The organism is Williamsia sp. MIQD14 (assembly GCF_051025635.1).
Classification (GTDB): domain Bacteria; phylum Actinomycetota; class Actinomycetes; order Mycobacteriales; family Mycobacteriaceae; genus Williamsia_A.
In genome coordinates this window covers 545,934-568,430 of the sequence record NZ_JBPFDG010000001.1, presented here as the reverse complement: position 1 = coordinate 568,430, position 22,497 = coordinate 545,934, and the positions used below count along the sequence as shown (strand labels likewise).

Genomic DNA, 22,497 nt, shown 5'->3' with positions numbered 1-22,497 from the left:
CCCGGCACCGGGATCCCGCGCATGAGGACCGAGCACTCGACGACGCAGCGCCGCATCGGTGCGCTGGTGCTCGTCACCGTCATCGTCGCGGCGTTCGCGCTCGCGGTCATGCAGTTCAACAACACCTTCCGCTCGACCTCGGCGGTCACGCTGACCGCCGACCGCGCCGGACTCGTGATGAACCCCGACGCCAAGGTGCGCCTGCGCGGGGTGACGATCGGTCGGGTCACCCGGATCAGCCCGGAGGGCGATCGCGTGCAGCTCGCCCTCGACATCGACACCGACCAGCTCAACAAGGTCCCCGCCAACGTCGAGGCCCAGATCCGTTCCAACACCGTCTTCGGAGCCAAATCGGTCGATCTCGCGCTGCCCGCCGATCCGTCGCCGGCGCGTCTGCGGGCCGGGTCGACGATCGCCGCCGACCGGGTGCAGGTCGAACTCAACACCGTGTTCGCGCGGCTCGTCGACGTGTTGGCGAAGGTACAGCCGGAGAAGCTCAACGCCACCCTCGGCGCCATCGACACGGCGTTGTCGGGCAAGGGTGATCAGATCGGTCAGGGTCTCGACGACCTGTCGAGGCTGCTCGAGCGCACCAACCCCACGCTGCCGGAACTGAACCGGACGTTCCGGGCCACCGCGACCGTCACCGACACCTACGCCGACGCTTTTCCCGACCTGTCCCGCCTCATCGATAACCTGACCCGCACCGGCAACACCCTGGCCGACAGGTCGACGAATCTCGATGCACTGCTGGTGAACACGACCGGTCTCGCCGACACGGTGAACGGCATCGTCGCTCCGAAGAAGGCGACGATCATGACGGCATTGAGCAACCTCGACCCGGTGTCGCAGCTGCTGGGTTACTACGCACCGGGCCTGGCCTGCTTCCTGCGGGCCACCGACGGTGCGGGCCGCAAGGCGTTGCCCATCTTCGGCGAGAAGACCGGCTACCTCTCGCTCAACGCCGGTGTGCTGCCGGGCAAGGAGCCCTACCGCTACCCCGAGGACCTGCCGAAGGTCGGCGTGCAGGGCCCACCGACGTGCGCGTTGGGGTTGTCCGACATCAACGCGACCGCGCACGCCCCGTTCTACGTCGGCGACACCGCGCCGCAGCCCTACCAGCCCCGCACCACGCCGAAGGCCGACCCGCGCAAGCTGTTCGAGATCATGTTCGGACCGGTGCCCCGTGGCTGAGTACCGGACGCGGCGTGACCGCGTGTTCCGCGCCACCGCGATCAAACTCGGTGTGTTCGCCGTGGTGATGCTGCTCATCTTCGTCGGGCTGGTGGTGGTCTTCAGCCAGTACCGGTCGGGTTCGACCAACGGGTACAGCGCGACCTTCTCCAGTGCCTCGCAGATCAAGCCAGGCAGCAAGGTGCGCATCGCGGGCGTCGAGGTCGGATCCGTCGGCGACGTCACCCTGACCCGCGACAACGCCGCGAACGTCGACTTCTCCGTCGACAGCCAATACCGCCTCCCGACGTCGGTCCAGGCGATGATCCGCTACGAGAACCTCACCGGTGACCGGTATCTCGAGCTCGGCGAGGGAACGGGCAACCCCTCGCAGCTGCTGCCCGACGGCGGCCACATCCCCGAGTCGCAGACCGAACCCGCGCTCGACCTCGACAAACTGCTCGGTGGCTTCAAGCCGCTGTTCAAGACCCTCAAGCCCGCCGAGGTCAACGAACTGTCGGGATCGCTCATCGCGGTGTTCCAGGGACAGGGGCCGGCGCTGAACCAGCTCCTCGCCAGCACCGCGTCGTTCACCAACACCCTCGCCGACCGCGACCAGTTGATCGGTGAGGTCGTCGACAACCTCAACGCGACGCTCGGCACCGTCGACGACGACAAGTCCGGCCTCGACACCTCGCTGGATCGCCTGCAGCAGTTGATTTCCGGCCTGTCGTCGCAGCGCGACACCGTCGGCAAAGCGATCACCGACACCTCCCAGCTCACCAACGACCTCGCCGGTCTGCTCGACACGAACCGCCCGAACCTGAAGCGCGTGGTGTCCGAGACCGGCCGGGTGTCCGATCAGGTGCTCTCCGACGAGCCGTTCGTCCGTGGACTGCTGCAGCGGTTCCCCGGCGACTTCAAGGCACTGAGCAACCTCGGCAGTTACGGTGCGTGGCTGCAGATCTGGCTGTGCCGCGTCGACATCTTCTTCACCGGTCCCGACCACAAGGAGATCGTCTACCGCTCGCTGGACAACACCGGCGGCAACGTCAACCCGGGCGGGAGGTGTGCGACCCCGCGATGAGCACCGTCAGCAAGTTCGACACCCCCCGTTCGCGCGCCCGTATCGGCATCATCGGTGTGGTCGTCACCGCCCTCGTGGTGATCGTCGCACTCCAGGTCGACAAACTGCCCTTCCTCTCGACAGGCAGCGTCTACACCACCTACTTCGACGACGCCGGGGGCCTCAAGACCGGTGACGTGGTGGTGGTCTCGGGGGTCGACGTCGGCACCGTCTCGGGCATCGGTCTCGCCTCGACGCGCGACGGCACGAAGGCGAAGGTCAGCTTCAGCATGACCGACACCGTCGCGGTCGGACGCGACAGCCAGGCGTCGATCAAGACCGAGACCGTGCTGGGCCGGCGCAATCTCACGATCACCCCGCGGGGATCGGGGCGCCTCGAGCCCGGCGGTGAGATCCCCAACCGGAACACCGTGGCGCCGTATTCGCTCACCGACGCCCTCGACGACACCACCACGACCCTCGAACAGACCGATCCCGGTCAGCTCAACGACGCCCTGAACACCCTGTCGGCCACCTTCGCCGACACCCCCGGTGAGGTGCGGGGTGCGGTCGACGGCGTCGCGCGGTTGTCGAAGTCCATCAACGACCGCGACGACGCCCTGCGTCAATTGCTCTCGCGCGCGGACAGCGTGACCGGTGTCGTGGCCAAGCGGAGTGGTCAGATCAACGAACTGCTCGTGGACGCGAACGCATTGCTCGGTGAGCTGCAGACCCGACGGTTCGCGATCGGGCAACTGCTGCAGGGGATCAAGGACGTGTCCGCGGAGGTGAGCGGCTTCATCGCCGACAACAACGCGCAGTTGACCCCCGTGCTCACCAAGCTCGACGGCGTCACGAAGATCCTCACCGACAACCGCGACAACCTCAGCCAGACCCTCGACCGGCTCGGCCCGTACGCCAACGTCCTCGGCGAGGCCGTCTCGAGCGGCCCCTACTTCTCGTCACTCGTCGGCGTGCCCAGCTTCGGCGACTACACGTCGCTGTTCCTGAACCTGTTGCAGCAGAAGTACCCCGAGGCGGCCAAGGCGCTGGGATACACCGGGCTCTTCCCGCCGAAGCTGTTCCTGCGACCCGATCAGGAGAGCGATCCCGACCGGTCGGTCCCCGAGGTCGGCTCGCCCCGGGACGGAGGTCCGTCATGACCAGGTTCCTCCCCGGCCGCCGGCTGTGGCAGATCGCGATCGCGCTGCTGATCATCGTGGTGCTCGCGCTCGCCGGGTACATCGGCTACCAGAAGGCGTTCTACAAGAGCTACACCGCGTATTTCACCGAGGTGAACAACCTCTATCCCGGCGATCCCGTCAAGGTCCTCGGCGTCGACGTCGGCACCGTCAAATCGGTGACCCCGCGATCGGGAGATGTCAAGGTGCGCTTCGACCTCGACCGCGATGTCGACGTCCCGCGCACCGCCTCGGCGGTCATCGTGGCGCAGAGCCTGGTGTCGGGTCGGTTCATCCAGCTCTCGCCGGTCTACGCCGGTGGTCCGCAGCTCGCCTCGGGGTCCGACATCCCCATGAGCCGTACGGCCGTGCCCATCGAGTGGGACGACATCAAACGCGAGCTCACCAAGCTCACCACCGCCGTCGGCCCGCAGGGTGCCGACGAGGGTTCGGTGGCGCGGCTGGTGAACACCGCCGACGCCAACCTCGAGGGCAACGGCACCGCCATCCGCGGATCGGTCGCGCAGCTGTCGGATCTCGCCTCGACGCTGGCCAACAGCCGCGGCGACCTGTTCGCCAGCATCCGCAACCTGCAGACCCTGACCGACGCGCTGTCGAAGAGCCACGAGGACCTGGTGCAGTTCAACGGCCGGATCGCCTCGGTGAGCCAGGTACTGGCCGACAACACCGCCAACCTCGACGGTGCACTGACCAACCTGGGATCGGCGCTCACCGACCTGAAGACGTTCATCGACACCAACGGTCGCAAGCTCAGCGAGTCGGTGGGACGCCTGTCGGACGCGACATCGATCCTCGCGAAGAAGGACGAACAGATCCGCGGGCTGCTGCACTCGGCTCCCACGCAGCTGTCGAACTTCTACAACATCTACAACCCGCTCACCGGATCCCTGTCCGGCGTCTTCGGTCTCGGCCAGTTCGGCAACCTCGTCGACCTGCTCTGCGGCACCCTGGCCGGCAACGACCGTCCCGGTACCTCGCAGGCCGATGTCACGAAATGTGTCGACGTCCTCGGGCCGATCCTGTCGTCGATCTCCATCAACTACCCACCGGCACTGATCAACCCGGTCAGCGGGATCAACGCGCGACCGAACCAGATCCAGTATCAGAACTCCGATGTGAGGGCGCGCGCCCAGCAGGGCATCATCCAGCAGGACGCCGCGACGCGTCGCTCCTACGGCGGCAACGTCGGGTTGGCGAACCTCCTCGTCCCGTTCGGGGGCCAGGGATGACGCGGCCGGGTTCTGTGTTCCGTCGCGCCGCCGTCGCGGTGTCGTGTGCGGCCGTCCTCGCGACGTCGGCGTGCTCGTTCCAGGGTCTGAACTCGTTGCCGGTCCCCGGCGCGCAGGGCACCGGCGACGGATCGTTCCGCGTCACCGCGCTGATCCCCAACGCCGCCAACCTCGTCCAGAACGCACCGGTTCTGATGAACGACGCCACCGTCGGCAGCGTCGGGACCATCAGCGTCCGCGACTGGAAGGCCCTCGTGACGCTGCGGTTGAACAAGGGCACCCGCATTCCTGTCGGATCACATGTCATGGTCGGGATCACCAGTGTGCTCGGTTCGCTGAACCTGCAGGTGGTACAACCGGATTCGCCGACCCAGGGCTTCATGCGCGACGGCCAGGAGATCCCCGCCTCGCAGTGCCCCACCCAGGACAACATCGCCGCGCCCACCACCGCGAAGCCGGTCGCCGACATCACGTCGGCGCAGCAGGTCGCCCAGTGCACCTACCCGACGGTCGAACAGGTGCTCAGCTCGCTGTCGGTGGTGCTCAACGGCGGCGGGCTCTCGCAGATCGGCGACGTGATCCACGAACTGAATGCGACGCTCGCCGGCCGACAGGACACCATCCGCGAGCTCATCCCACGGTTGACGACGCTGGTAACCGACCTCGATCGCCAGCGCGGCAACATCATCCGGGCGGTGGAGGGACTCGACCGGCTCAGCAGCAATTTCAACGCCCAGAGCGACACCATCGACCGGGCATTGGCCGACGGTCCGCGGATCCTCAAGGTGCTCGTCGACCAGAGGGTCCACCTCACCGACACCCTGGCGTCGGTCGGGCGTCTGAGTCGCAACACCGACGACATCCTCAAGGCCAACGGTGACGACCTGACCACGATCGTGAAGAACCTCGTGCCGGTGCTCGACCAGCTGCAGGCCAGCGGGAAATCGCTCACCCAGTCCCTGAACATCCTCGTCACGTTCCCGTTCGCCGAGTCGGTGATCCCCAAGATCGTCAAGGGCGACTACGTCAACGCGGTCATCAACCTCGACCTCACCAACGGCCGGCTCTCGCGAGGAGCGTTCGCCAGCATCGGCGCAGCGGCCCCGTCGGCGGTCTACGGCCCCGAAGCGGTACTCGGCAGCCCGGCCGGCGCGGCGAAGCGGGGCGCGAACCCGTTCACCGCACCGCTGCGTCCCGATGCTTCCGAGGTCACCGCCGCCCCGGAGGTGAAGGGCCGGTGACCATCTCACGGTTCGTCCGTATCCAGCTGATCATCTTCTCGATCATCACGGTGATCTCGCTGGTGGTCGTCGGGTTCTTCTACATCCAGGTGCCCGCCATGTTCGGCATCGGCCGGTACGCGGTCGCGGTGGAGCTGCCGAGCACCGGCGGCATCTACCCCAACGCCAACGTCACCTACCGCGGTGTCACGGTCGGGAAGGTCTCGTCGGTGACGCTGACCTCGACCGGGGTCCGCGCGGAACTCTCCATCGACAGCGACCGCAAGATCCCGGCCTCGTCGACCGCGTCGGTGCAGAGCGTCTCGGCCGTGGGCGAGCAGTTCGTGCAGTTCATGCCCGACGCGGGCGCATCGGGGGATGCGCGCACCCTCGTCGACGGCTCGGTCGTCCGCAACGGCCAGGTCCCGACCGAGGTGTCGACGCTGCTCGACCGCTCGAACGCGCTGCTGGCCAAGGTGCAGAGCACGAAGTTGCGACGGGTGCTCGACGAATCGTTCAACGCATTCAACGGTTCCGGCGAGGATCTGCAGCGACTCCTCGACTCGCTGTCGCTGTTCGCCGACGAGGCGAACAAGAACTCCGAGCAGACCGCGAAGCTCGTCGAGCAGGCCGCGCCCCTGCTGGAGACGCAGACGGCGACGGTGGGCGCCATCCGCCAGTGGACGTCGAACGTCGCCGCGTTCACCGACCAGTTGCGGGCGAACGACCCCCAGTTGCGCGACATCCTCGCGAAGGGTCCCGGCGTCACCGATCAGGCGCAGCAGCTGTTCGCCTCGATGGACCAGAGCCTGCCGCTGCTGTTCGACAATCTCGCCACCGCCGGTCGCACCCTCGCGGTGTACCTGCCCAACCTGCAGCAGGTGCTCGTGCTCTACCCGCGCCTGATCCAGGCGTTGATCACCGCGATCAACACCGAGGACTCCCGCAAGGGTGCGAACGTCGACTTCGCCCTCGGCTTCCAGGATCCGGGTGTGTGCACGGTCGGCTTCCTGCCCGCCGAGGACCGCCGCCCGGCGTCGACGATGACGTCGCGCGATCTCCCGCCGGGACTGCTGTGTCGGGTGCCGCAGGACTCGAACCTCGCGGTGCGCGGCAGCCGCAACTTCCCGTGTGTGGAGTTCCCCGGCCGCCGGGCGTCGACCCCGGAGGAATGCCGCGAGGGATACAAGCCGCTCGCCGAGAACGTGCCGTTCCCGAAGGGCATCCCCGGCGTCACGGGCCTGCCGAACGGACAGCTCACCCCGGCGACGCCGTCGTCGTTCGACGGCGCTCCCGCGGTCTACGGTGCGGCGTACGATCCGGGGTCGGGTTCCGCGATCGGACCCGACGGGAAGACCTACACCGTCGGTGGACTGGGCGCGGGGACGTCGTCGCAGGGAGGAAGCGCCACATTGCAGAGCCTCATCACCGGGACCGTGCAGCGATGAGATACGACGCCGACCATCCGCGGGCGCGGCGACGGGTGCGCCGGCCTGCGGGTCCGCCCGTCGGCGGTGCCCCGGGATCGACGATCACCGCACCGACCGCGCGTCCGTCGGCGACGGCCGTTCCTCGCAAGAGCTCGCCCGTCGGCAACCTGCGCAAGTCGGCTCCTGCTGCCACCGCCGCGAAGGCCACGGCGGCGCCGGCGACCACGACGGCGGCGGGATCGCCCGATCGATCGGGTGCCGCACTCGGCTACCGGCAGCGCCGGTCCGCGGTGACGACGGTCCGCAGCGGCGTCGACCGGTCACGCCTCGGGATGAGCCTCGCCGGTGGTGTCGGCGCGGTCGTCCTCGTGGCGTTGATCGTCGCCTCGACGTTGTTCGCGGTGAACACCTCGTCGATCGACGACGCGTCGGCGCAGCGGGCGCAGTACTCGGCGTTCGCACGTCAGATGATCGTCAACCTGACCTCGCTGAGCCCCACCACCATCGACACCGCGGTCGACACGTTCCAGAACGACACCAGCGGCAAGGCTCTCCAGCAGCTGCAGGACACGATGCAGCAGACGACCGACCTCATCAAGACCCAGGGTGTGTCGACCAAGGGCACGATCCTCTCCGATGCCGTCGTCGCCAGTGACGCCGATTCCGCGACGGTCCTGATCGTCTCGGGCTGGACCATGAAGAACCCGCCCCCCGCGCAGGGTTCCGCGGCGGTCCCGCCGGTCACGGGCGACGACACCGTGGTGCAGACGTTCCGCTGGAAGGTCGTCGTCACCAAGATCAACGGCGCGATGAAGCTGACCGACATCGAGTGGGTGACGTGATGGCGCCGGGCCCTCGGACCTCGGGCGTGCTGCGGTCGACGCGGGCGCGGATCGTGACCGGCGTGATGGTGCTGGCGATCATCGCCGCCGCGGCCGCGACGACCGTGCTGGGTCTGCGGTGGTCGTCGGCCGTCGACGACCGGGATGCGCGCACCTCGGCTCTCGACGCCGGAAAGCGGTATGCGACGGTCATGTTCGGTTTCACGCCGGCCGACGTCGACGCCAACGTCGCGGCGGCGAAGAGCGCACTGGTGGGCAACGCCCGCACCACCTACGACCAGATCATGGCCGGCAGCGACCTCTCCGCGCAGGTGAAGAAGCAGAAGGTGAACTCGACGGTCTCGATCCAGCAGGCCGGGGTGGTCTCGGCCGACGCGGGCCGCGCCGTGGTGCTGATCTTCATGAACCAGTCGGTGGTGCGCGGCGACACGCAACTGGTGCGTGTCGAGCCCAGCCGGGTGCAGTACTCGATGCGCAAGTCCGGTGACCGCTGGCTGATCGACGACATCGCCGTCATCACAGACGACTCGCTCCGCGACAAGCTCCATCTCGGCCCGCCGCCCTCGACCCCCTCCAGCACGGCCCCGGCACCTCAGGGCTAGTCGAGTCCGAGGATCCCGGCCAGATCGGCGCACATGCGGGCGGTCGTGAACGTCGACTCGACGAGTCGTCGCCCGTTGCGTCCGTGCTCGGCGGCCAACGCCGGATCGTCGAGGTAGCGCGTGACGGCCGCGGCGACCGCGGCGTCGTCACCGGACGGCACGACCGTGCCCGACACCCCGTCCTGGACGTAGTCGTCCATGCCCGGGCTGTCGGTGATGACGACGGGTCGGCCGGTGGCCATTGCCTCCAGCGCGACGGTCATGCCCGAGACGTGCAGGTTGGGTCGTGTGGTCACCACGACGACGGCGCTGCGCGCGTAGACCTCGAGGACGCCGCTCGGCGACATCCGGGGCAGCAGCGTCAGCCAGTCCGGTGGGGTCGGGGAGGTGCTCTGTACGTCGAACGCGGCGTGCGGATGGGTCTCACGGACACGATGCAGCGCGGCGAACAGGGTGTCGGGGTCACGGTGCCGGTCCCCGCCGAAACTGCAGACCGTCTGGCCGCCGGGGTGATCGCGTGCCGGGAAGAAGTCGGCGTCTATCCCGAACAGCAGGGGATCGACGCGGACGCCGGGCAGCAATTCCTCGAGTGGTCCGACCTGGGCGCGGGACAGACACCACACCGAGTCCATCTGCATGAGAACCCGTTTGGCGTCCCACACCAGGGGAGGATCGGTGCGCTTGGTCATGTCGTTGACCCAGATCGCGCCGCAATGGTTGCGTTCGGAACGGTCTCGGAGGAGGAGGCGCTTGGCCGCACCCTCGTCCCACGCGATCGACACCCGCGCCTCGGGTCCTGCTCCGCCGGGTCGACGGGCAGACGGCGAGATCAGCTGTCGCAGCGCCTCCGACGTCGTGAGCGGTGGGTTGTCGACGTGCACCACATCGACACCGAGGTCGGCGAAACGGTTGAGTCCGTACGGCCAGAGATCCGGTGCGAGACCGTCTGTGGAGCCGGCCTCCGCCCAGCGCGCCGCGCCGCGTTCGGCGTCGTAACAGACCTTGAGATCGTGCACGGCGGCGCGGGCGATCAGCTGATGCCGACCAGGTCGACCACGAACACGAGGGTCGACCCGCCGGGGATGGGACCGGAATCGGAGGCGCCGTAGCCCAGCGCGGGCGGGATCACGATCTCGCGGCGGCCGCCGATCTTCATGCCCTCGATGCCCTGGGCGAAGCCCGGGACCACCTGGTCGAGCGGGAACTCGACGGGCGCGTCGCCGCTCTTCCACGAGGCGTCGAACACCTCGCCGTTGGCGTAGAGGGCGCCGGTGTAGCGCACGTTGACGGTGTCGCCCGATGCGGCGACCTTCCCGTTGCCGGCGACCAGATCGGCGATCAACAGATCCGCCGACGGGGTCCCGGTGCCCGCCGCGATCTTCGCCTCCTTCGAGGTGTCGGTGGCGTTCTCGGTGATCGCCGGGATACCCGCCGACCCGGGCGTACCGCTGCGGGGTGCCGCGGCAGGGGTGGTCGCCTGCGCGGCGCCGTCGGTCGCATCGGCGGTCTCGGTGGCCGACGCCGTCGCGGTGGCCGAGGTGGAGGCCGAGGCCGAATCCGAGGAGTCGTCACCACATCCGGCGAGGACACCCATCGCGACACACGCTGCGAGAACCGAACTCGAGATCGTCACACTTCGCCGCACAGGTTTTTCCGTTTCGTCGGGGATGAGATGTCGCTCCGACGGTAGCGCAGCAGACGCCGTCAGCTCTCCGGGGTGTAGCCCATCGGGAGGATGATCGACTTGTGCTCGAGGTACGACTCGAGCCCCTCCCGACCGTTCTCGCGTCCGATGCCGGAGTTCTTGTAGCCACCGAACGGCGAGGCGGGGTCGATCGCGTACCAGTTGATGCCGAGGGTGCCCGTGCGGATCCGGCCGGCGAGTTCGATGCCGCGTTCGACGTCGGCCGTCCAGATCGCGCCGGCGAGACCGTATTCGGAGTCGTTGGCGATGTCGACGGCCTCGTCGACGGTGTCGTAGTCGATGATCGACAGCACCGGCCCGAAGATCTCCTCGCGCGCGATGGTCATGTCGTTGGTGACGCCGGTGAACACCGTGGGGCTGAGGAAGTATCCCGATTCGAGCCCCTCGGGTCGACCACCGTCGAGGGCCAGGGTGGCACCCTGCTCGGTACCGGTGCGGATGTAGCCCTCGATCTTGTCGCGTTGCTTCTCGGTGATGATCGGGCCGAGTCGCGCCTCGGGGTCACCGGGCTTGCCCGGGGTCATCGCCGCGGCGGCCGCGACGACGGCGTCGACGATCTCGTCGTGACGCGAGCGCGGCACCAGGATGCGGGTCTGCGCGACGCACGCCTGACCGGTGTTGAACAGGCCGTAGAAGGCGAGCATCGGGGCGATCTCGTCGATGTTGACGTCGTCGAGCACGATCGCCGCGGACTTGCCGCCGAGCTCGAGCTGGCAGCGCTTGAGCAGAGCGCCGCAGCGCGACCCGATCACGCGACCGGCCGCGGTGGACCCGGTGAAGGTGATCTTGTCGACGCCCGCGTGCTCCACGAGCGCCTTGCCGGTCTCGACACCGCCGGTGACCACCGACAGGACACCCTCGGGGACGCCGGCCTCGGCGAAGATCTCGATGAGGTACAGCGCCGAGATCGGTGTCTCGGGTGCGGGTTTGAGCACCACCGAGCATCCCGCGGCGAGTGCGGGACCGAGCTTGTTGCACATCAGGAACAGCGGCACGTTCCACGCCGTGATCGCCCCGACGACACCGACGCCCTCGCGTTCGATGCGGGTGGTCCCGAACAGACCGGTGCGGTGCTCGACCCACGGGTACTCGCGGGCGGCGGCGGCGTAGGCGCGCAGCACGCCGGTGCCGGGGAGCTGCTGCAGCATGCCGACGTCGGACGGCATCGCACCCATCTCGGCGGAGACCAGGGCCCCGATTGCTTCGCCGCGTTCGTCGATGAGGTCGGCGACCCGGTCGAGCACGTCGGCGCGTTCGGCGGGCGAACGGCGGCTCCACACACCGGAGGTGAACGCCTGTCGGGCCGCGGTGACCGCGGCGTCGATGTCGACGGCGTCGCCGTCGGGGGCGCGACCCACCCTCTCGCCGGTCGCGGGGGAGTACACGTCGAGCGTTGCCGTCGAGTGCGGCGCGGTCCAGGTGCCCCCGATGTAGAGGGTGTCGTGGTCGTGCGCGGAATCGGAACGGGGATCAGACGGGGCGGTCGCGACGGTGTCGGTCATTGCGGGATGCTCCAGTGCGGTCGAGGGTGGTCCTGCTCACACCGATACTAGAACACGTTCCAGTTTTATGGTTCCGGTCAGTCCATCAGCTGGAACTGGATGGCGGCCGTGACCGACTCGACCGCCTCCGACAGCACCGCGATTCGTTCGAGCGGCGAGGGCGCGGCCAGGATCGCGTAGCGGTCGGCCTGTCCGAGCGGCAGTTGCCCGGCCCATCCGAACGACCGGTCGACGTCGCCGTAGACGGTGTCGTCGAAAGTCGCATCCGAGCGCCCCGCCGTGCGGACCAGCTCGAACAGCGACCGGATGCTCGCGGCCACCTCGGTGTAGTGCGTCTCCAGGCTCGCCGAGTCGCCGACGGTCGTGATCGCCTCGTCGGGGAAGTCCTCGACGATCGCCCTCGGGTAGGGGTCGTCGGGCAGCCACTCGCGGACGCGGATGCGATCGGTGCCCACGCAGCGCAGCAGGGCGCGACCGTCGTCCTTGATGTGGTGTTCGACGATGTTCGCATCCGTCGCCACCAGGTGGCGCTCGTCGCCGCCGCCGAGTTCACGCCCGCGTTCGATGAGCACGACCCCGAACGAGGGGTCGTCGGACCGGAGGCATTCGGCGAGCATCTCGCGGTACCGCGGCTCGAAGATCTGCAGCGGCAGGATCTCGCCGGGCAGCAGCGCCATGCCGAGCGGGAACATCGGCGTCGGCGTACCGGGGGACACTGCCATGGGTCAACGGTAGACCCGTGGGGTGCGGATCGGCCACGGTCGCCGCGGGGCCGTCGCCGTCGTGAGCGCTCGGGTCAGCGGACCATGCGTACCTCGTCGGCGTCCCACCGGTCGAAGACCCCGGTCGTGCCGTCCTCGATGAAGCCGTGCTTGCGGTAGAACGCCAGGGCGCGCGCGTTGCCGGCCAGGACCCACAGCTGCGCCGGCCGGTCGCCGAGAGCCGCGTCGAGCAGCGCCCCGCCGAGGCCGGTTCCGTGCGTCCGCGCGAGGGTGTAGAGACCGCGCAGCTCGATGTCCCGGACGCGTTCGGCGCGTGGGGGGCCCGAGGTGGCGAATCCGACGATCTCGCCATCCATCTCGGCGAGCCAGGTGGTCATACCCGGGGTGGGGGAGGTGACGAGGGCCTGCGTCCACATCGCGGCGCGCTCGGCCACGTCGAAGGTCGCGATCGTGTCCGCGGCGAGGAGGCCGACGTACGTCTCGCGCCAGGAGTCGACGTGCACCTCGGCCAGCGCCCGGACATCCTCGGGGGTCGCGAGACGGACCGGGGCGGGCCGCCGATCGACGGGGGTCAGCTGGGCTTGGCGTCGAGGACGACCTCGAACTCGAGCAGGTCGGCGCCGCTCGACACCGGGTTCGCGCGCTCCCCGGCGTGGGCCGCGCGGGCGGGTCCGCCCGACCACGCCTCGAACGCCTCGTCGGACTCCCACTGCGTCACCACGAAATAGCGCTCCTCGCCCTTCACCGGGCGCAGCAGCTGGAAGCCGAGGAAGCCCGGCGTCCCGTCGACGGTGTGTGCACGGTTCGCGAACCGCTTCTCGAGCTCGGGTCCGGCGCCCTCGGGCACCGATATCGCGTTGATCTTCACCACGGCCATGGTCGCTATCGTATCGGTCGTGACAGCCGAGGAGCGGTGGGCCGAGACGGGCCTGCGGGACCACGGATCCGAACGCGGCGCGGATGCCCCGACGATCGTCCTGCTGCACGGACTGATGGGCCGCGGACGCACCTGGCGGCGTCAGATCCCGTGGTTGCGTCGGCACGGCCGCGTGTTCACCGTCGACGCGGCGTTCCACACCGGCGCCGACGACACGGTCGACATCGACGATCTCGCCGCCGACGAGATCGCGACCGAGCGGTTCGTCGCCGATGTCGCCGAGACGCTGGTCTGGATCGACCGAGGCCCCGCGGTGCTGATCGGTCACTCGATGGGTGGGCTGCACGCCTGGTGCACCGCCGCGCAGTACCCGGAACTGGTGTCGGCGCTCGTGATCGAGGACATGGCACCGGATTTCCGCGGTCGCACGACCGCCGACTGGACGCCCTGGTTCGCCTCGTGGCCGCAGCGGTTCGCCTCGCGGTCGGCGGCCGACGACATGTTCGGACCGATCGCCGGTCGCTACTTCTTCGAGGCCTTCGACGACGGTCGCCTGCACGGTGACGTCGAGATCTTCGCCGCCATCGCCGGGGAATGGGGCGGCCGCGACTTCTGGTCGCAGTGGCGGCAGGTCGCTGCGCCGACCCTGCTCCTCGAGGCCGAGCGCGGTGTGACCCCGCCGGGTCAGATGGCGAGCATGGCCGAGGTGAACGCGCACGCACGACATCTCGTGATCCCGGGTGCCGGGCATCTCGCCCACGACGACCGGCCGGGGATCTACCGCGGCGCGGTCGAGGCGTTCCTGTCGGCGATGGTCGACTGAGGGTGCCCGCCCACCGCGGCGGGTGTGGTCAGTCGCCCTCCCCGGCGAGACAGAAGCGGCCGTCGGAGGTGGTCTCCATCAGGCCGTCGGCGAGCAGCGAGTCGAGCGCGCGTTCTCGCTGACCGATGTCGGTGAGCCACACGGCGTCGAGGATGTCGCGTCCGACCGGACCCTCGGCGGCACGGAGTTGGTCGAGGATGAGGCCGCGGACCTGGCGGTCGGTCCCCGCGAACTTCTGGACCTTGCGTGGGGTGTCGAGGGCGGGCCGTCCGGTCTCGACCCAGAGACAGTGCGGCAGTGGGCAATCGCCGCATCGCGGGTTGCGGGCGGTGCACACCAGCGCGCCGAGCTCCATCAACGCCGCCGAGAAACGGGGCGCGACAGCGGGATCCCGGGGCAGCAGGGCGGCCGCGTCGTCCATGTCCGAGCGGGTCGGGTTGCCGGCGTCGCGACCGTGCAGGGCGCGGGCGATGACGCGGCGGACGTTGATGTCGACCACCGGTACCGACCGGCCGAAGGCGAAGCACGCGATCGCCCGCGCGGTGTAGTCGCCGATGCCGGGCAGGGTGAGGAGGGTCGCCACCTCGGACGGGACGGTGTCGCCGTGCTCCTCGGCGAGCACCGTCGCACAGGCGTGCAGACGCATCGCGCGGCGCGGATAACCGAGCTTGCCCCAGGCGCGCACCACCTCGCCGACGCCGGCGGCGGCCATCGCCGACGGCACCGGCCATCGCGCGACCCACTCGAGCCAGATCGGTGTGACGCGCACGACCGGGGTCTGCTGCAACATGATCTCGCTCATCAGGATCTGCCAGGGTGTGACTCCCTCTGCGCGCCAGGGCAAATCGCGCTCATGGTCGTCGAACCACGACAGGAGGCGGCGCGTCACGTCCGAATTCGGCACAATGTCAGCCATGGCAACCATGACTCCTGCACAGGCGTGGCGCGAGATGCGCGAAGGTAATGACCGATTCGTCGGTGGTGAACCCAAACATCCCAGTCAGGGTATCGACGACCGGACCCGGCTCACCGGTGGGCAGGCCCCCAAGGCCGTCCTCTTCGGATGCTCGGACTCCCGCGTCGCCGCGGAGATCGTGTTCGACCAGGGTCTCGGGGACCTCTTCGTCGTCCGCACCGCCGGGCAGGCCATCGACTCCGCCGTGCTCGGGTCGATCGAGTTCGCGGTAGCCGTCCTCAAGGTGTCGTTGATCGCCGTGCTCGGCCACGACAGCTGCGGCGCGGTCGGCGCCACCATCAAGGCCGTCGACGAGGCGCAGATCCCGGGTGGCTACATCCGCGACGTCGTGGAGAAGGTGACGCCCAGTGTCCTGGCCGGCAAGGCCGAGGGACTCACGCGCGTCGACGAGTTCGAGGCGCGCCACGTCCAGGAGACCACCAAACTCCTCACCGATCGCAGCCAGATCATCGCTGACGCGATCGAGGCAGGGACCCTGGGCATCGTCGGCCTCACCTACAGCCTCGCCGAGGGCCGCGCGTACCTCCGCGAGGCCATCGGTCAGGTCGACGACCAGCCCGACCACGATCACGCCCTGCCCACGGTGTGATGTGCACCCGCGGCGGCGACACGCCGCCGCGGGTCGGACGGGGCGGCCCCCTCGACCGTTAGCGTTGGTGTGTGTTGGAACCGCAGGGCCCGCTGCCACCCGAGATCTACTGGCGTCGGCGCGCGCTCGCGGTCGGCGTGGTGGTCCTCGCGCTCGTCGTCGTGATCGGTCTGATCATCTGGGCCTCCGGCGGTTCCGACGAGTCCCCCACGAACACCAGCGCGAGTGTGTCGTCGAGCCCGTCGCTGACCTCGGTGCCCTCGAGCGCCGACGCCTCGGAGAGCATCGCAGGCGGGTCGGGCGGTTCCGGCGGGTCGGGTTCGGGGGGCAACGGCGTCCCCGGCCAGACGCAGGCGTCGGGATCGGCGGCCTCGGGCGTGGTGCCCGGTGCGTCGTCCTCGTCGTCGGCCGCACCGACGGCGGTGCCCGCCAGCGGTCTGTGCCCCGACCAGAACATCTCGGCGGTCCTCTACACCGACAAGCCGACCTACACCGTCGGCGACAAGCCGGTCTTCACGATCGTCATCACCAACGCAGGACTCGCCGAGTGCACCCGTGACGTCGGCAAGGACATGCAGAACGTGACTGTGCGCAGCCTCGACGGCACCCGCTACATCTGGTCGGCGACCGACTGCTCGCCGATCAACACGGTCAACAACCAGTTGCTCAAGCCGGCGCAGCAGTTCAAGGACACCATCGTGTGGTCGGGCACCACCAGCACGCCGGGTTGCAAGACGCCGCGCCGCGTGGCCGTGGCCGGGCCGTATCAGGCCGTCGGGTCGCTGGGGGAGAAGCAGAGCGCCCCCATCACGTTCAACTTCGCCGACCCGCCGCGCCAGTAACGCGCCGCTCTCGGCGAGGGTCTAGTCGAACCGCTCGATGGTCGTCTCGGCCAGACGCGACAGGCCTTCTCGGATGTGTCGGGCCCAGATCTCGCCGATGCCGTCGATGGCCTGCAGATCCGACGCGCTCGTCGCCAGCAACGACTGCAGCGTCCCGTAGCTGCGCACCAGACGGTCGAGGTGGGCGAACTGCAACCCCGAGATACGGGCCAGCAGACGGTAGCCGCGCGGGCTCATCGTGGTGTCCTGCGCGTCGAGGGTGGTCGGGTAGCCGAAGGCGCCTGCGAGCAGGGTCGAGTCCAGGAGGTCGGTGTCGTTGAGGGCCTCGATCGCCTCGAGCGCCTGTCGCACCTCCTCGATGGTCGCGGGTTCCGGGCTCGAGTAGTAGTCGCGCACCACGAGTTCGCGCATCGAGTCGTTGTCGCCGACGAGTTCTTCGAGCTGCAGGGACAACTGGCGCCCGTTGGCGCCGAGTTCGAGCACGTACTGTTCGATCTCCACCGACACCCGACGCACCATCTCCATGCGTTGCACGGCGGTCATCGCCTCGCGCAGCGACACGTAGTCCTCGATCTCGGCGCGCGACAGCGCGGCACTGACCTCGTCGAGTCGGGTCTTGTAGCGCTGCAACGTCGCCACCGCGAGGTTGGCACGCGACAGGATCGGGTCGGACCCCTCCACCACGTGCCGGATGCCGTCGACGTAGGCACTCACGATCGACATCGACGCACTCACCGAGATCACCGGGTGCCCGGTCTGGATCGCGGTGCGCTCGGCGGCGCGGTGTCGGGTGCCCGACTCCTCGGTGGGGATCGACGGATCGGGCACCAATTGCACGTTGGCGCGCAGGATTCGGGTGCCGTCGGTCGAGAGGACCACCGCCCCATCCATTTTCGACAGCTCACGCAGACGGGTCGGCGCGAACTCGACGTCGAGATGGAAACCGCCGTCACAGATGCGTTCGACGAGTTCGTCGTACCCCAGCACGATCAGCGCACCGGTGCGCCCACGCAGGATCCGTTCGAGACCGTCGCGTAGTCCGGTACCGGGTGCCACCCGACCGATCGTGTCGCGCAGGAGATCGCCGTGCGCCGTGTCCACCATCGCGACAGCCTTTCGTTACGGGCGTTTACCGTGCACTAGATTAACTGCGGGTGAGAACAACCTTTGTCGTGCCCGACGATCTGGACGAGGCCCGCCGCGGCGACGGCGTCGTCGCCCCCGGTGACACGATCCCCCCGCACAACCCGATGTGTTACGGCTGCGGCCCCCGTTCGCCGCACGGTCTGCACGTGTCGATGACCGCGGGCGAGGGTGTCACCGCGACCGGTGATCTGCTGGTGGAGCCACGATTCGAGGGCGGTCCCGGCGTTATCCACGGCGGCATCCTGGCGACCGTGTTCGACGAGTCGATGGGCCTGTGCCTCATGCTCCTGGGCCTCACCGCGGTCACCGTGGTGCTCGACATCGACTACGCCCGACCCATCCCCATCGGCACCCGCCTGCGCGTGGGGGCACGGGTGCTCGGCACCCGTCGTCGCCAGGTCTACGCCGAGGCGACCGCGACGGTGCTCGACTCCGATGGACCCGCCGGCGACCCCGTCGCCGGTGCGCACGGGTTGTTCGTGATCGTCGACCCGCACGCCCATTTCGGTCCGACGCGGGACCTGGGTCAGAAGGTTGGTTAGAAGGTGTACGTGTCCACGCTGGTCACCAGCGCCGCGCGCACAGCCTCGTGCAGGTCGGCGACCTCGGTGATCTTGATGCCCTGGGGCAGGTCGGGGGATCCGGCGGGCACGATCGCGTGTCGGAACCCCAGGCGCTTGGCCTCGGCCACCCGCCGTCCGACGCCGGCGACGCGGCGGACCTCGCCGGCCAGTCCGACCTCGCCGATCGCGACCGTCGAGCGCGGCAGGGCCTTCTTGCGGACGATGGATCCGACGGCGAGCGCTACCGCGAGGTCGGCCGCGGGTTCGGTGAGTTTCATCCCGCCGACGGTCGCGACGTAGACCTCCACGTCGGACACCTTCACCGCGATCCGTCCCTCGAGGACCGCGAGGATCATCGCCACACGCTGCGAGTCCAGACCGCTCACGGCGCGGCGTGGTGACCCGTTCTGCGTCGGCGCGACCAACGCCTGCACCTCACCCACCATCGGCCGCTTACCGTCCATGGCCACGGTGATGGCGGTGCCGGGCACATCGGAGTCGCGATGGTGCAGGAACAGTCCGGACGGGTCGGGCACCTCGTGGATGCCGTCACCGCGTTGCTCGAAACAGCCGACCTCATCCGATGCGCCGAACCGGTTCTTGATGCCGCGGACCATGCGCAGCGACGAGTGCTTGTCGCCCTCGAACGCCAGCACCACGTCGACGAGATGTTCCAGGGATCGCGGACCGGCGACCGCACCGTCCTTGGTGACGTGACCGACGAGGACGATCGCGATGCCGGTGTTCTTCGCCAGGGACGTGAGCGCGGTGGTGACCGAACGGATCTGCGTGACACCGCCGTTGACGCCGTCGGATCCCGAGGCGACCATCGTCTGCACCGAGTCGACGATCATGAGCGTCGGTGCGACCTGTTCGGCGTGGCCGAGCACGGTGTCGAGGTCGGATTCGGCGGCGAGGAACACCTCGGGGTGGACGGCGCCGGTGCGTTCGGCGCGCAGCCGCACCTGCGCCGCGGATTCCTCGCCGGTGACGTAGAGCGACCGCTTGCCCTGTTCGGCCCAGCGTTTGACGGCCTCGAGCAGCAGCGTCGACTTCCCGACGCCGGGTTCGCCCGCGAGCAGCACCACCGAGCCCGGTACGACACCCGCGCCGAGCACACGATCGAGTTCACCGATGCCGGTCGGGAAGGCCGCGGCGGCGGTCGGGTCGATCTCGGTGATGCGGCGGGCCGGGGACGACGGCGCGACGGCGGTCGAACCGCGGGCCGAACTCGAGGCGGTCGCCACCTCGTCGATCGACCCCCACTCACCGCACTCGGGGCATCGTCCGACCCATTTCGCGGATGAGTGACCACACGACCGGCAGCGGTAGGACGTACGGGGTTTGGCCACCCGGGAGACTCTAGAGGCGGGGTGTGACAGGAGCGGGTGGGACGGATCCGGGGCGGATCAGCCCTCGCCGCCCTCTTCCTGCGACTCGGGGTTGAGCAGCTGGTCGGCACGACGCTGCAGCTCCGACCCGGCGTCGATGGGCACGCGGACCGTGGTCTTGCCGGCCTGGGCGAAGGTGAACTCCATCGGCACGGTGAGGCCCGGGGTGATCTGCTTGCCGTAGCCGCTCACGGTCACGGTGATACGGGTCTCGCTGGGATCGGCCGCGTTGTTGTCCGGTGCGGACGGGCTGGTCGGCGAGGCAGAGGTGACCGACGACTCGGCGGCGACAAGGAGCTGCGAGGGCTGGCCCGCGCGCAGCGACTTCGTGGCCGGGATGTCGGTGGCGCCGGAGAACGAGACGCTGCCGCCGCCGGGCAGCGTGATCGACTCGAGCTTGTCGTCGCGGTACGGGCTGTTGTTGGAGATGAGGAACGCGACCTCGAGGGGGCTGCCGTTGGCGAAGGCCTGGGTGCCCTGGCTCGGGAAGACGATGTGGACGTCGCGCAGGGCGATGTCGCCGAGGGTGGCCGACGACCCGTTGACCGCGGCCTGCTGGTTCGCGGTCTGCGCGATCTGACCGGCGCCGCAGGCCGAGACACCGAGCGCGAGTGCGCCGCCCAGCGCTGCGATGGCCACGGCGCGCGCCGCGCGGCGGCCGGGGGTGCGAGCGGGGACCTTCGCGGAAGTGAGCACTGACACCGGGTTTCCTCTTCAGCCTGGGACCCTGGTGGGTCGCGCCGATCTTGCACTACGGAGCGTAGTGGCCGTGACCGCTTCGGGCGCGTTCGGGTGGCGAATTGGCGTCTCCCACCGCGGGGGTGCCGTGGTCCGATCATCGACACTTCACGGGCGATCGCTGCTGGTAGGCCGCTGACCTGCACTGTTGTGTGATGTGCGAAACAGCCCCGTGTTAGACTGGGCAGATCGAAAGGGGCTTGGAACATTGAATTTCAAAGTCGGTGACACCGTTGTATACCCCCATCACGGTGCAGCGAAGGTCGAAGACATCGTCGTCCGCACCATCAAGGGAGAGCAGGTCGAGTACGTCGTCCTGAAGATCGCCGACGGTGACATGACCGTCCAGATCCCGTCCACCAAGCTCGAGTACGTCGGAGTCCGCGACGTCGTCGGGTCGGAGGGTCTGCACAAGGTGTTCGACGTGTTGCGTGCCCCGCACACCGAGGAGCCCACCAACTGGGCCCGCCGGTTCAAGGCCAACCAGGAGAAGCTCATCTCCGGCGACATCATCAAGGTCTCGGAGATCGTCCGTGACCTCTGGCGTCGCGAGCAGGACCGCGGTCTGTCCGCGGGCGAGAAGCGCATGCTGACCCGCGCCCGTCGTGTCCTCGTCGACGAGCTGTCGCTCGCCCAGGGCACCGACCACGCCAAGGCGGACCTCCTCCTCGACGAGGTCTTCGCAGCCGCCTCCTAGGCCGCGGAGTCCCACCCGTGACGACCGTCGCGCTGATCCCGGCTGCGGGATCGGGCACCCGGTTGGGTGCGGGGATTCCCAAGGCGTTCGTCGACCTCGGTGGTCGCACCATCCTCGAGCGATCGGTGGACGGTGTGTTGGCCGCCGGCGTCGACGAGGTCGTCGTGGCCGTCCCCGCCGAACTCCTCGACACGACCCGTTCGATGCTGCCGCGTGTCCACGTGGTGGTCGGCGGGTCGGTGCGGAGCGACTCGGTCCGTGCGTGCCTCACCGAGGTGGGCCCGTCGGCGTCGGATGTGGTGCTGATCCACGACGCCGCCCGCGCCCTCACCCCGCCCGAGGTGTTCACCCGGGTGATCGACGCGGTGACCACCGGCTCCGATGTCGTGGTGCCCGCCGTCCCGGTCACCGACACCCTCAAACGGGTCGATTCCGCCGAGACCGTCGTCGCCACCGTCGACCGCACACCTCTACGCGCGGTGCAGACCCCCCAGGGATTCCGGCCCGAGGCGTTACGGCGCGCGCATGCCGCCGCCGGTGACGCCACCGACGACGCCGGCCTCGCCGAGGCCGCCGGCTACGCCGTTCACGTGGTGCCCGGCGACCTGATGGCCTTCAAGATCACCACCGCCTGGGATCTACGGATCGCCCGCATGCTGCTCGAGTCGACAGGAGTCCGCTAGATGCGCGTGGGGATCGGTACCGACGTCCACCCCGTCCAGTCGGGCAAGCCCTGCTGGATGGTGGGTCTGCACTTCCCCGACGACGACGGGTGCGAGGGCCACTCCGACGGTGACGTCGGGATCCACGCCCTGTGCGACGCGCTGCTGTCGGCGGCGGGTCTCGGTGACCTCGGTGCGGTCTTCGGCACCGGTCGTCCCGAATGGGACGGCGTGGACGGCGCCACCATGTTGACCCACGTGCGCGGGCTCGTGCACGACGCCGGTTTCACCGTCGGCAACGCCGCGGTGCAGGTGATCGGCAACCGGCCGAAGATCGGTCCGCGCCGCGAGGCCGCGCAGCAGTTGCTGTCGGATCTGGCCGGGGGACCGGTGTCGGTGTCGGCGACCACCACCGACGGACTGGGCCTGACCGGGCGCGGCGAGGGTGTCGCCGCGGTCGCCACCGCACTGCTGCTCGTCGCCGACTGAGTAGGATCGCA

The 22,497-nt window shown here is 69.1% G+C and carries 25 protein-coding genes; 15 read left to right on the top strand and 10 right to left on the bottom strand.

The features are described 5' to 3' along the window. The first annotated feature begins 21 nt into the window (after positions 1-21). Genes ACQ7HM_RS02445 through ACQ7HM_RS02410 form a run of 8 tightly spaced genes read left to right on the top strand, consistent with a single transcriptional unit; the run spans position 22 to position 8,764 of the window. A complete protein-coding gene (locus ACQ7HM_RS02445; protein ID WP_434214646.1) occupies positions 22-1,194 on the top strand; it encodes an MCE family protein in 1,173 nt (390 codons plus the stop codon). Then, the gene (locus ACQ7HM_RS02440) at positions 1,187-2,260 is read left to right on the top strand and encodes an MCE family protein (protein WP_434214645.1); all 1,074 of its coding nucleotides are present in this window, start codon (positions 1,187-1,189) and stop codon (positions 2,258-2,260) included. Before ACQ7HM_RS02445 ends, ACQ7HM_RS02440 begins: the two co-directional genes overlap by 8 nt. Further along, positions 2,257-3,402, top strand: a complete 1,146-nt coding sequence (locus tag ACQ7HM_RS02435; protein ID WP_434214644.1) for an MCE family protein — start codon at positions 2,257-2,259, stop codon at positions 3,400-3,402. Before ACQ7HM_RS02440 ends, ACQ7HM_RS02435 begins: the two co-directional genes overlap by 4 nt. Then, positions 3,399-4,670: an MCE family protein gene (locus ACQ7HM_RS02430; protein ID WP_434214643.1), complete on the top strand. Its 1,272-nt coding sequence runs from the start codon at positions 3,399-3,401 to the stop codon at positions 4,668-4,670. The genes ACQ7HM_RS02435 and ACQ7HM_RS02430 overlap by 4 nt, the downstream gene beginning before the upstream one ends. Next, positions 4,667-5,911 carry an MCE family protein gene (locus ACQ7HM_RS02425; RefSeq protein WP_434214642.1) on the top strand — a complete coding sequence of 415 codons (1,245 nt, stop codon included), beginning with the start codon at positions 4,667-4,669 and terminating at the stop codon, positions 5,909-5,911. Before ACQ7HM_RS02430 ends, ACQ7HM_RS02425 begins: the two co-directional genes overlap by 4 nt. Further along, entirely contained in the window at positions 5,908-7,338 is a 1,431-nt protein-coding gene (locus ACQ7HM_RS02420; RefSeq protein ID WP_434214641.1) for an MCE family protein, read from the top strand. Before ACQ7HM_RS02425 ends, ACQ7HM_RS02420 begins: the two co-directional genes overlap by 4 nt. Continuing rightward, complete coding sequence (locus ACQ7HM_RS02415; protein WP_434214640.1) at positions 7,335-8,162, top strand: hypothetical protein; 828 nt, start codon at positions 7,335-7,337, stop codon at positions 8,160-8,162. Before ACQ7HM_RS02420 ends, ACQ7HM_RS02415 begins: the two co-directional genes overlap by 4 nt. Beyond that, positions 8,162-8,764, top strand: coding sequence for a hypothetical protein (locus tag ACQ7HM_RS02410; RefSeq protein ID WP_434214639.1), 603 nt, complete (start codon positions 8,162-8,164; stop codon positions 8,762-8,764). The genes ACQ7HM_RS02415 and ACQ7HM_RS02410 overlap by 1 nt, the downstream gene beginning before the upstream one ends. On the opposite strand, the gene ACQ7HM_RS02405 is transcribed toward ACQ7HM_RS02410, so the two are convergent. The 6 genes from ACQ7HM_RS02405 to mhuD all read right to left on the bottom strand — a co-directional run bounded on the left by ACQ7HM_RS02405 (position 8,761) and on the right by mhuD (position 13,570). Continuing rightward, positions 8,761-9,780: a glycosyltransferase family 4 protein gene (locus ACQ7HM_RS02405; RefSeq protein WP_434214638.1), complete on the bottom strand. Its 1,020-nt coding sequence runs from the start codon at positions 9,778-9,780 to the stop codon at positions 8,761-8,763. The two genes, ACQ7HM_RS02410 and ACQ7HM_RS02405, sit on opposite strands and share 4 nt — an antisense overlap. Before the next feature lie 14 nt (positions 9,781-9,794). After that, complete coding sequence (locus tag ACQ7HM_RS02400; protein WP_434214637.1) at positions 9,795-10,358, bottom strand: FKBP-type peptidyl-prolyl cis-trans isomerase; 564 nt, start codon at positions 10,356-10,358, stop codon at positions 9,795-9,797. Between the two features lie 110 nt (positions 10,359-10,468). After that, positions 10,469-11,971 carry an aldehyde dehydrogenase gene (locus ACQ7HM_RS02395; RefSeq protein ID WP_434214636.1) on the bottom strand — a complete coding sequence of 501 codons (1,503 nt, stop codon included), beginning with the start codon at positions 11,969-11,971 and terminating at the stop codon, positions 10,469-10,471. Positions 11,972-12,048: 77 nt separating this feature from the next. Next, positions 12,049-12,693 carry an LON peptidase substrate-binding domain-containing protein gene (locus tag ACQ7HM_RS02390; protein ID WP_434214635.1) on the bottom strand — a complete coding sequence of 215 codons (645 nt, stop codon included), beginning with the start codon at positions 12,691-12,693 and terminating at the stop codon, positions 12,049-12,051. Between the two features lie 74 nt (positions 12,694-12,767). After that, a complete protein-coding gene (locus ACQ7HM_RS02385; protein WP_434214634.1) occupies positions 12,768-13,196 on the bottom strand; it encodes a GNAT family N-acetyltransferase in 429 nt (142 codons plus the stop codon). A gap of 68 nt (positions 13,197-13,264) precedes the next feature. Then, entirely contained in the window at positions 13,265-13,570 is a 306-nt protein-coding gene (mhuD, locus tag ACQ7HM_RS02380; RefSeq protein ID WP_434214633.1) for a mycobilin-forming heme oxygenase MhuD, read from the bottom strand. On the opposite strand from mhuD, the gene ACQ7HM_RS02375 reads away from it, so the two are divergent. Next, on the top strand, positions 13,569-14,393 hold the full coding sequence (locus ACQ7HM_RS02375) for an alpha/beta fold hydrolase (protein WP_434214632.1): 825 nt from the start codon (positions 13,569-13,571) through the stop codon (positions 14,391-14,393). The two genes, mhuD and ACQ7HM_RS02375, sit on opposite strands and share 2 nt — an antisense overlap. Positions 14,394-14,421: 28 nt before the next feature. Here the strand turns inward: ACQ7HM_RS02375 and ACQ7HM_RS02370 are convergent, their stop codons facing one another. Further along, positions 14,422-15,309 (bottom strand): A/G-specific adenine glycosylase, encoded by an 888-nt coding sequence (locus ACQ7HM_RS02370; protein WP_434214631.1) that lies wholly within the window; start codon positions 15,307-15,309, stop codon positions 14,422-14,424. On the opposite strand from ACQ7HM_RS02370, the gene ACQ7HM_RS02365 reads away from it, so the two are divergent. Together ACQ7HM_RS02365 and ACQ7HM_RS02360 are read left to right on the top strand one after the other, a co-directional pair. Then, positions 15,308-15,958 (top strand): carbonic anhydrase, encoded by a 651-nt coding sequence (locus ACQ7HM_RS02365; protein WP_434214630.1) that lies wholly within the window; start codon positions 15,308-15,310, stop codon positions 15,956-15,958. The two genes, ACQ7HM_RS02370 and ACQ7HM_RS02365, sit on opposite strands and share 2 nt — an antisense overlap. A 71-nt stretch (positions 15,959-16,029) precedes the next feature. Continuing rightward, a complete protein-coding gene (locus ACQ7HM_RS02360) occupies positions 16,030-16,800 on the top strand; it encodes a hypothetical protein (protein WP_434214629.1) in 771 nt (256 codons plus the stop codon). A gap of 21 nt (positions 16,801-16,821) precedes the next feature. On the opposite strand, the gene disA is transcribed toward ACQ7HM_RS02360, so the two are convergent. Continuing rightward, a complete protein-coding gene (disA, locus tag ACQ7HM_RS02355; RefSeq protein WP_434214628.1) occupies positions 16,822-17,904 on the bottom strand; it encodes a DNA integrity scanning diadenylate cyclase DisA in 1,083 nt (360 codons plus the stop codon). Positions 17,905-17,972: 68 nt separating this feature from the next. On the opposite strand from disA, the gene ACQ7HM_RS02350 reads away from it, so the two are divergent. Next, positions 17,973-18,488, top strand: a complete 516-nt coding sequence (locus ACQ7HM_RS02350; protein ID WP_434214627.1) for a PaaI family thioesterase — start codon at positions 17,973-17,975, stop codon at positions 18,486-18,488. Here the strand turns inward: ACQ7HM_RS02350 and radA are convergent. Together radA and ACQ7HM_RS02340 are read right to left on the bottom strand one after the other, a co-directional pair. Further along, positions 18,485-19,861, bottom strand: coding sequence for a DNA repair protein RadA (gene radA / locus ACQ7HM_RS02345; protein WP_434214626.1), 1,377 nt, complete (start codon positions 19,859-19,861; stop codon positions 18,485-18,487). The two genes, ACQ7HM_RS02350 and radA, sit on opposite strands and share 4 nt — an antisense overlap. Positions 19,862-19,918: 57 nt before the next feature. Further along, complete coding sequence (locus tag ACQ7HM_RS02340; RefSeq protein ID WP_434214625.1) at positions 19,919-20,602, bottom strand: hypothetical protein; 684 nt, start codon at positions 20,600-20,602, stop codon at positions 19,919-19,921. Positions 20,603-20,846: 244 nt separating this feature from the next. Between ACQ7HM_RS02340 and ACQ7HM_RS02335 the strand changes: the two genes are divergently transcribed. From ACQ7HM_RS02335 to ispF, 3 genes are read left to right on the top strand one after another with little or no spacing between them, the layout of a single operon-like run. Further along, on the top strand, positions 20,847-21,335 hold the full coding sequence (locus tag ACQ7HM_RS02335) for a CarD family transcriptional regulator (RefSeq protein WP_434214624.1): 489 nt from the start codon (positions 20,847-20,849) through the stop codon (positions 21,333-21,335). A 17-nt stretch (positions 21,336-21,352) separates the two neighbouring features. Continuing rightward, complete coding sequence (ispD, locus tag ACQ7HM_RS02330) at positions 21,353-22,018, top strand: 2-C-methyl-D-erythritol 4-phosphate cytidylyltransferase (RefSeq protein WP_434214623.1); 666 nt, start codon at positions 21,353-21,355, stop codon at positions 22,016-22,018. After that, a complete protein-coding gene (gene ispF / locus ACQ7HM_RS02325; RefSeq protein WP_434214622.1) occupies positions 22,019-22,486 on the top strand; it encodes a 2-C-methyl-D-erythritol 2,4-cyclodiphosphate synthase in 468 nt (155 codons plus the stop codon). The last annotated feature ends 11 nt before the right edge of the window (positions 22,487-22,497 follow it).